The sequence below is a fragment of the Streptomyces boluensis genome, from assembly GCF_009908195.1.
Classification (GTDB): Bacteria; Actinomycetota; Actinomycetes; order Streptomycetales; family Streptomycetaceae; genus Streptomyces; species Streptomyces boluensis.
This window is the reverse complement of record NZ_JAAAHS010000383.1, coordinates 1-7344: the sequence shown is the minus strand read 5'-3', so window position 1 is coordinate 7344 and position 7344 is coordinate 1. Positions and strand designations below refer to the sequence as shown.

Below are 7344 nucleotides of genomic sequence, written 5' to 3'. Positions count from 1 at the left end.
TCCCGAAAGCCTGCGGCAGCTTCGGGGCTCCGCCCCGGACCCCTCCCCCAGCTACCGCTGGGAGGTGCCCCCACCTCAAACGCCGGAGGGGCTGGAATTTGCGAGCGTGGGCTGGATTTTGCAGGCGTGGGCTGGGATTTGCGCGCGTGGGGCTGAATTTCGCGGGCGTGGGCTGGATTCGGCCGAGAGGGGCTGAGGAGCCCGAGAAGGCCGACGAGTCCGAGAGGACCAGCGAGGCCGAGAGGGCCGACGAGGCTGAGAAGACCGACGAGTCCGAGAGGGCCGACGAGGCTAAGCGGGCTGGCGAGTCCGCGAAGGCCGACGAGCCCGAGAGGACCGGCGAGGTCGGCGCGTTCAAGTGGGCTCAGGGGGCTCAGGGGGCTCAGGCCGCTGAAGGATCAGCCCCGGCACCCTTGCCCGGCTCGCGGGGCGGGCGTAGACCTGTGCGGACTGGACGTCGGTGCGGACGGGACGGGGCAGGGATGCGTACAACTCTTCGTACGGGCAAGGCTGTTGGGATGCGTAGAGCCGCTACGGCGTTCGTCGCCGTGGGGGCGCTGGCGCTCGCCGGGTGTGGTGGCGGCGACACGGGGGATGAAGGGAAGGACGGCGGCGGGGGCGGGGCGCCCAAGGCCACTGTCCAACTGCCTGACCTGAAGGGGCAGAAGGTCTCCGTCGCGGCCGTCTGGGGCGGTGCGGAGCGCAAGGTCTTCCTGGAGGTCCTGGAGCAGTTCGAGGAGCGGACCGGTGCCGAGGTGGCCTTCGTGCCCGCGCAGGACCCGATCATCGGCTTCCTGGAGTCGAAGGTCGCGGGTGGCGAGCCGCCGGACGTGGCGATGCTCCCGCAGGTCGGCGCGATCGAGCAGGCCGTGGCGAACAAGTGGGCCAAGCCGGTCGGCCCGGAGGCGCAGAAGCAGCTCGACAAGAACTACGCGGACGGCTGGAAGGAACTCGGCGCCGTCGACGGCAAGCAGTACGGCGTGTACTTCAAGGCCGCCAACAAGTCGCTGGTCTGGTACAACACCGCGGTCATGAAGAACGCGGGTGGGCAGGAGCCGAAGAACTGGGACGCGTTCCTGGAGACGTCGCAGGCCATCTACGACTCGGGCATCGCACCGGTCTCGGTGGCCGGCGCCGAGGGGTGGACGCTCACCGACTGGTTCGAGAACGTCTATCTGTCGCAGGCCGGGCCGGAGAAGTACGACCAGCTCGCCAAGCACGAGATCAAGTGGACCGACCCGTCCGTGAAGAAGGCGCTCAGCACACTCGGCGAGCTTTTCGGCAAGAAGGGCTTCGTCGCGGGCGGTGCGCAGGGCGCGCTCGGCACCGAGTTCCCCGAGTCGGTCAAGCAGACCTTCGTCGGCGGGGACCAGCCGAAGGCGGGCATGGTCTTCGAGGGCGACATGGTGTCCCTCGCCATCTCGGAGACGGACGCGAAGGTCGGTACGGACGCGAAGGTCTTCCCGTTCCCGGCGGTCGGCGGCGGTGACTCCCCGGCGGTGGTCGGCGGTGACGCGGCGGTCGCGCTGAAGGACAGCAAGGGCGCGCAGGCACTGCTCACCTATCTGGCCTCGCCGGACGCGGCGGCGATCTGGGCGCAGGCGGGCGGCTTCGTCTCGCCGAACAAGAACCTGGACTTCGGTACGTACCCGGACGCAGTGCAGCGCGACATCGCCAAGGCGCTGATCGCGGCGGGCGACGACATCCGCTTCGACATGTCCGACCAGACCCCGCAGGCCTTCGGCGGTACGCCCGGTAAGGGTGAGTGGAAGGTGCTGCAGGACTTCCTGAAGAACCCGAAGGACGTCGCGGGTGCGCAGGCGGCGCTTGAGGCCGCGGCGGCCAAGGCGTACAAGGACTGACGCGATGACGTCGGCCACGGCCGGGGACGCCGCCCAGGTGTCCCCGGCCGCACAGACGCGCAAGAGCGTGACCGGCACCCGTAAGCGCATGGCGGTGGCATTTCTGCTGCCCGCGCTGGTGCTGCTCGGGGCGCTCGTGGTCTACCCGATCGGGTACTCGCTCTACCGCAGCTTCTTCGACAAGTCGGGCGACTTCACCGGCTTCGGCAACTACGTCGAGCTGTTCACCGACGACACGATCCTCACCGCGATCAGGAACAACGCGATCTGGCTGGTGCTCGCGCCGACGATCTCCACGGCGCTCGGCCTGATCTTCGCGGTGCTCACCGAGCGGATCCGCTGGGGCACCGCGTTCAAGCTGCTTGTCTTCATGCCGATGGCGATCTCGATGCTCGCCGCCGGCATCATCTTCCGGCTCGTGTACGAACAGGACCCGGACCGGGGCGCGTTGAACGCGGTCTGGGTGGGTGTGCACGACACGTTCGCGGAGTCCTCGGCGTTCCCGAAGGCGCATCCGGGCCAGGAATCGCCGCTGAAGCCCGGCGGCAAGGGCAGCTTCGTCACCCGTACGACGGTGGAGGCCGGAGTGCCGGTGGCGCTGCCGCTGCTCGGGGTGCCCAAGGAGCAGATGCCTCAGGAGGCGGCCCCGGCGAAGGCCGCCGCGGCCGTGCCCGGCAAGGTGACCGGCACGGCCTGGCAGGACTTCACGCTCGGCAAGGGCGTGGGCGAGCGCAACGCCCCGGACACCTCGGAGTCCGGCTATCCGGGCATCACGGTCGAGGCGGTCAAGGGCGGCAAGGTCGTCGAGTCCACACGGGCCGCGGCGAACGGCACGTTCACGCTCTCCGGGAAGGCGGACGGGGCTCAACTCCGGTTCCCGGCAAGCAACTTCAGGGAGCCGTACAACGGCGTGGACTGGCTGGGCTCCGAGCAGGCGGTGCCGTTCCTCGGCGTCAACTTCGTGACGCTCTCGGTGATCCTGTCCTACGTCTGGATGTGGGCGGGCTTCGCCATGGTGCTCATCGCGGCCGGGCTCGCGGCCGTCCCCCGGGAGCTCCTGGAGGCGGCGCGGGTCGACGGCGCCAATGAGTGGCAGGTGTTCCGCCGGGTGACCGTACCGCTGCTCGCGCCGGTGCTCGCGGTGGTCCTGGTGACCCTGATGATCAACGTCCTGAAGATCTTCGACCTGGTCTTCATCATCGCGCCGGGCGATGTCCGCGACGACGCGAACGTGCTCGCGCTGCAGCTCTACAACTCCTTCGTGGACCGCGACTCCGGGGTCGCCAGCGCCATCGCGGTGCTGCTGTTCCTCCTGGTTATCCCGGTGATGGCGGTCAACGTACGGCGACTGCGCAAGGAGGTGCGGCGATGAGCGCCGACGGGCGTACGAGCGAGGCCGGCGGGCGTACGAGCGAGGCCGGCGGTGTCGTGAAAGCCAAGCGGTCCATCGCGGCCCGGATCACCGGGGCCGTCAGCGGCGGGCTGCTGCGGGTGTTCCTGCTTGTCGTCGGCGTGCTGTGGCTGGTGCCGACGATCGGGCTCGCGCTGTCCTCGCTGCGCGACCCCGCCGACATCAGCGCGAGCGGCTGGTGGAAGGTGTTCACGGTCCCCTCGCAGCTCACCCTGGAGAACTACTCCCACCTGCTCCAGGACGAGACGATCACGAACTCGCTGCTCTCCACGGCGACGATCACGATTCCGGCGACGCTGCTCGTCGTGGTGATCGGTTCGCTCGCCGGGTACGCCTTCGCGTGGATGGAGTTCCCGGGGCGCGACTGGTGGTTCCTCGGGGTGGTGGGGCTGCTTGTGGTGCCGGTGCAGGTGGCGTTGCTTCCGGTGTCCAAGCTGTTCGGCACGATCGGCATCTTCGAGACCACGCTCGGCGTGATCGTCTTCCATGTGGCGTTCGGACTGCCGTTCGCGATCTTCCTGTTGCGGAACTTCTTCGCGGAGATCCCGCGCGAACTCCTGGAGGCCGCCCGGCTCGACGGGGCGGGTGAACTCCGGCTTTTCCTGCGGGTGGTGATGCCGCTCGGCGGTCCCGCCATCGCCTCGCTCGGCATCTTCCAGTTCCTGTGGGTGTGGAACGACATGCTGGTCGCGCTGATCTTCGCCGACTCCAAGAACCCGCCGATCACGGTCGCCCTGCAGCAGCAGGTACGGCATTTCGGCGACAACGTCTCCATCCTGGCGCCCGGCGCGTTCATCTCGATGGTCATTCCGCTGGCGGTGTTCTTCGCCTTCCAGCGGCAGTTCGTCTCCGGCGTGATGGCGGGCGCGGTGAAATAGCGGCGCGCGGACCGCGTTTCGGCGATCCGTACGGGATAGAACTCCCGTAATTCGTACGTCAGTTGAATACGTAGCTCATGAGGGCGGCACTCCGTGAAGTTCCGGGGGCCGCCCTCACCCCTTTGCCGCATTCGGCGTAACCGGAGGCCTCTTTCGGGGGTTGGCGGACAGTATGCCCGCGCCGACCCATGGATGTGCAGTGCCCCGGTTCAGTGTCATCGTCCCCGCATACAAAGTGCAGGCCTATCTGCACGAATCGCTCCACTCGGTGCTGAGACAGTCCTTCACGGACCTGGAGCTGATCGCGGTCGACGACTGCTCACCGGACGCGTCGGGCGAGGTCATCGACGAGGTCGCGGCCGCCGACCCGCGCGTACGGGCGGTGCACCTCACGGAGAACGTGGGCCTCGGCCGCGCCCGTAACGCCGGTATCGAACACGCCACCGGCGACTACCTGATCTTCCTGGACGCCGACGACACCCTCACCCCCGGCGCCCTCGCCGCCGTCGCCGACCGGCTGAAGGAGACGGGCTCCCCCGACGTCCTGCTCTACGACTACGCGCGCACGTACTGGACCGGCGAGGCCGTCCGGAACCAGCATGCCGCGCAGCTCACCGAGGAGGGCGACGCACCCTTCCAACTCACCGACAGGCCAGGCCTGTTGAAGCTTCTGATGGTGGTGTGGAACAAGGCGTGCCGCCGGGAGTTCATCGAGCGGGAGGGTTTCCGGTTCCCTCCCGGTTACTACGAGGACACTCCCTGGACCTATCCAGTCCTGATGGCAGCGGAAACGATCGCCACCCTGGACCGGGTGTGTGTGCACTACCGGCAGCGCCGCCAGGGCAACATCCTCGGCACGACAAGCCGGAAACACTTCGATGTGTTCGACCAGTACGACCGGGTGTTCGCGTTCCTCGACGCCCGGCCGGAGCTCGACCGGTGGCGGCCGGTGCTGTTCCGGCGCATGGTCGACCACTACGCCAACGTGTTCGGCAACCGCGACCGGCTGCCGCGCCGCAGCCGCCCCGAGTTCCTGCGCCGGGCCCGCGCCCAGTACCGCCGCTACCACGTGCCGGGCCCGCGAGGCAGGCCCCGCAACCAGGTACGGCAAGGGCTCGTGCGGTTCGGCGCGCACCGCACGTACCGCGCCCTGCGGCTCGCCCGGACCGCGGCCCGGCGGCTCGACGCCGCCGCCCGCTCCGTGCGGCGGGCCGTGCGCGCGAGGCTGCTGCGGCTGCACTACCTGGTCCAGCTGCGGCTCCCGGTACGCGCGGGGCGGGCCGTGTTCTCCGCCTACGGGGGCCGCGGGTACGGCTGCAATCCGGGCGCGGTCGAGGAGAAGCTGCGCGAGCTCGCCCCGCACATCCGCACCGCCTGGATCGCCGACCCCGCCCACCACCACACCGTCCCGACCGGTACGCGACGGATCACCCCCGGCAGCGCCGCGTACTGGACGGCGCTCGCCCGCTCCAAGTACCTGGTCACCAACGCCGACTTCGACCCCCGGCTGCGCAAGCGCCGCTCCCAGGTCTTCGTCCAGACGCAGGCCGGCACCCCGCTCAAGCACATGGGCCTCGACCTCCAGGAACGCCCGGCCGCCGCCCGCGGCACCGACTTCGGCGCGCTCCTCGCCCGCGTCGACACCTGGGACTACGTGCTCTCCGCCAACCGCCACTCCACCCTCGTCTGGGAGCGCGTCTTCCCCGGCGCGTACACCACCCTGGAGTACGGGGCGCCGCGCAACGACCGTTTCCAGCGCGCCAGTTCGCAGGACGTCGCCCGGATCCGGGAGAGCCTCGGCATCCCGAAGGGCTCCGTCGCGATCCTGTACGCGCCGACCCACCGCGACTACCTCCGCGCCCAGCACCGCCCCCTCGACCTGGAACGGCTGCTGCGCGCCCTCGGCCCCCGCTTCACCGTCCTGACCCGCGCCCATCACGTGTACGGGGCGCCCCTGACCGACTCGGACACGGCCCGGCTCGTCGACGTGTCGGACCACCCGAGCGTCGAGTCGCTCTGCCTGGCCAGCGACGTCCTGGTCACCGACTACTCCTCGCTGATGTTCGACTACGCCAACCTGGACCGCCCGATCGTGGTGCACACCGACGACCGGGAGGTGTACGAGGCGGCCCGCGGCACCTACTTCGACGTACGGGAGTTCCCGCCGGGAGCGGTGGCGCGCGGCGAGGAGGAGCTGATCGACATCTTCGCCACCGGCCACTGGCGGGGGTCCCGCTCCGCGCAGTTGCGCGCGGCGTTCCGGGACCGTTTCTGCGGCCACGACGACGGGCGGGCCGCGGAGCGCGTGGTGCGCCATGTCTTCCTCGGCCAGGGCGCGGGCCTGCCGTCCGTCGTACCGCTCGCGGACCGCCGTCCCGTGCCCGCGGCACCCGCCGGTGAGCAGGTGCCCGAGCAGTACCAGGGCGAGGCCGCGCCCCGGCCCCACGAGCACACCTGACCGCACCCGTCTCCGAGAGACCCCACCGTCACCCCCCACACGCACCAGACGCCCATCGCACGCACCTGACAACAGGAGCAACCCATGAGCACCACATCAGCCACCGAGGCCCTCCCTCGCCCCACGCGGCTCTCCGATGTGAAGGGCTGGTTCTTCCCGGCCGACCAGTTGCTGTTCGACTGGTTCCTCGGCCGGCAGCGCGACCGCGACGAGCGCGGCGATCTCCTCGAACTCGGCGCCTACCTCGGCAAGAGCGCCATCTTCATGGGCAGCTACCTGCGGGACGCCGAGACCTTCACGGTCTGCGACCTGTTCGACTCCCCCGCCCCCGACGACCCCAACTCCAAGGAGATGAACCGCTCGTACGCGACCCTGACCCGTCGCGCCTTCGAGTCCAACTACCGCTCGTTCCACGACGAGCTGCCGACGATCCTGCAGGCCCCGTCCTCGGTGGTGGCCGACGAGGTGACCGCCGACAGCTGCCGCTTCGCGCACATCGACGCCTCGCACCTGTACGAGCACGTGCACGGCGACATCCTCGCGGTACGGGACATCCTGGGCCCGGACGGCATCGTGGTCCTGGACGACTTCCGCGCCGAACACTGCCCCGGCGTCGCCGCCGCCACGTGGGGCGCGGTCGCCACGACCGGCCTGAAGCCGCTGTGCATCACGGCCACGAAGTTCTACGGCACGTGGGGGGCGTACGACGCGGTGCACGGGGAGCTGCGGGGGATG

The 7344-nt window shown here is 69.8% G+C and carries 5 protein-coding genes; all 5 read left to right on the top strand.

Annotation, left to right across the window (positions count from 1 at the left end; all coding sequences use genetic code 11):
• Window positions 1–482 precede the first annotated feature (482 nt).
• Window positions 483–1862: an ABC transporter substrate-binding protein gene (locus tag GUY60_RS31485; RefSeq protein WP_161704032.1), complete on the top strand. Its 1380-nt coding sequence runs from the start codon at window positions 483–485 to the stop codon at window positions 1860–1862.
• Window positions 1863–1866: 4 nt separating this feature from the next.
• Entirely contained in the window at window positions 1867–3234 is a 1368-nt protein-coding gene (locus GUY60_RS31480; RefSeq protein WP_161704030.1) for a carbohydrate ABC transporter permease, read from the top strand.
• Window positions 3231–4151, top strand: coding sequence for a carbohydrate ABC transporter permease (locus GUY60_RS31475; protein ID WP_161704028.1), 921 nt, complete (start codon window positions 3231–3233; stop codon window positions 4149–4151). Before GUY60_RS31480 ends, GUY60_RS31475 begins: the two co-directional genes overlap by 4 nt.
• Before the next feature lie 172 nt (window positions 4152–4323).
• Entirely contained in the window at window positions 4324–6609 is a 2286-nt protein-coding gene (locus GUY60_RS31470) for a bifunctional glycosyltransferase/CDP-glycerol:glycerophosphate glycerophosphotransferase (RefSeq protein WP_188133101.1), read from the top strand.
• 84 nt (window positions 6610–6693) lie between these two features.
• Window positions 6694–7344, top strand: a 651-nt coding sequence (locus tag GUY60_RS31465; RefSeq protein WP_161704024.1) for a class I SAM-dependent methyltransferase, incomplete at its 3' end; no start/stop codon positions are given.

Bases quoted from the DNA above. Each gene is read 5' to 3' on its own strand.
- GUY60_RS31485 (WP_161704032.1), top strand. From the start codon at position 483: ATGCGTACAACTCTTCGTACGGGCAAGGCTGTTGGGATGCGTAGAGCC.
- GUY60_RS31480 (WP_161704030.1), top strand. From the start codon at position 1,867: ATGACGTCGGCCACGGCCGGGGACGCCGCCCAGGTGTCCCCGGCCGCA.
- GUY60_RS31475 (WP_161704028.1), top strand. From the start codon at position 3,231: ATGAGCGCCGACGGGCGTACGAGCGAGGCCGGCGGGCGTACGAGCGAG.
- GUY60_RS31470 (WP_188133101.1), top strand. From the start codon at position 4,324: ATGCCCGCGCCGACCCATGGATGTGCAGTGCCCCGGTTCAGTGTCATC.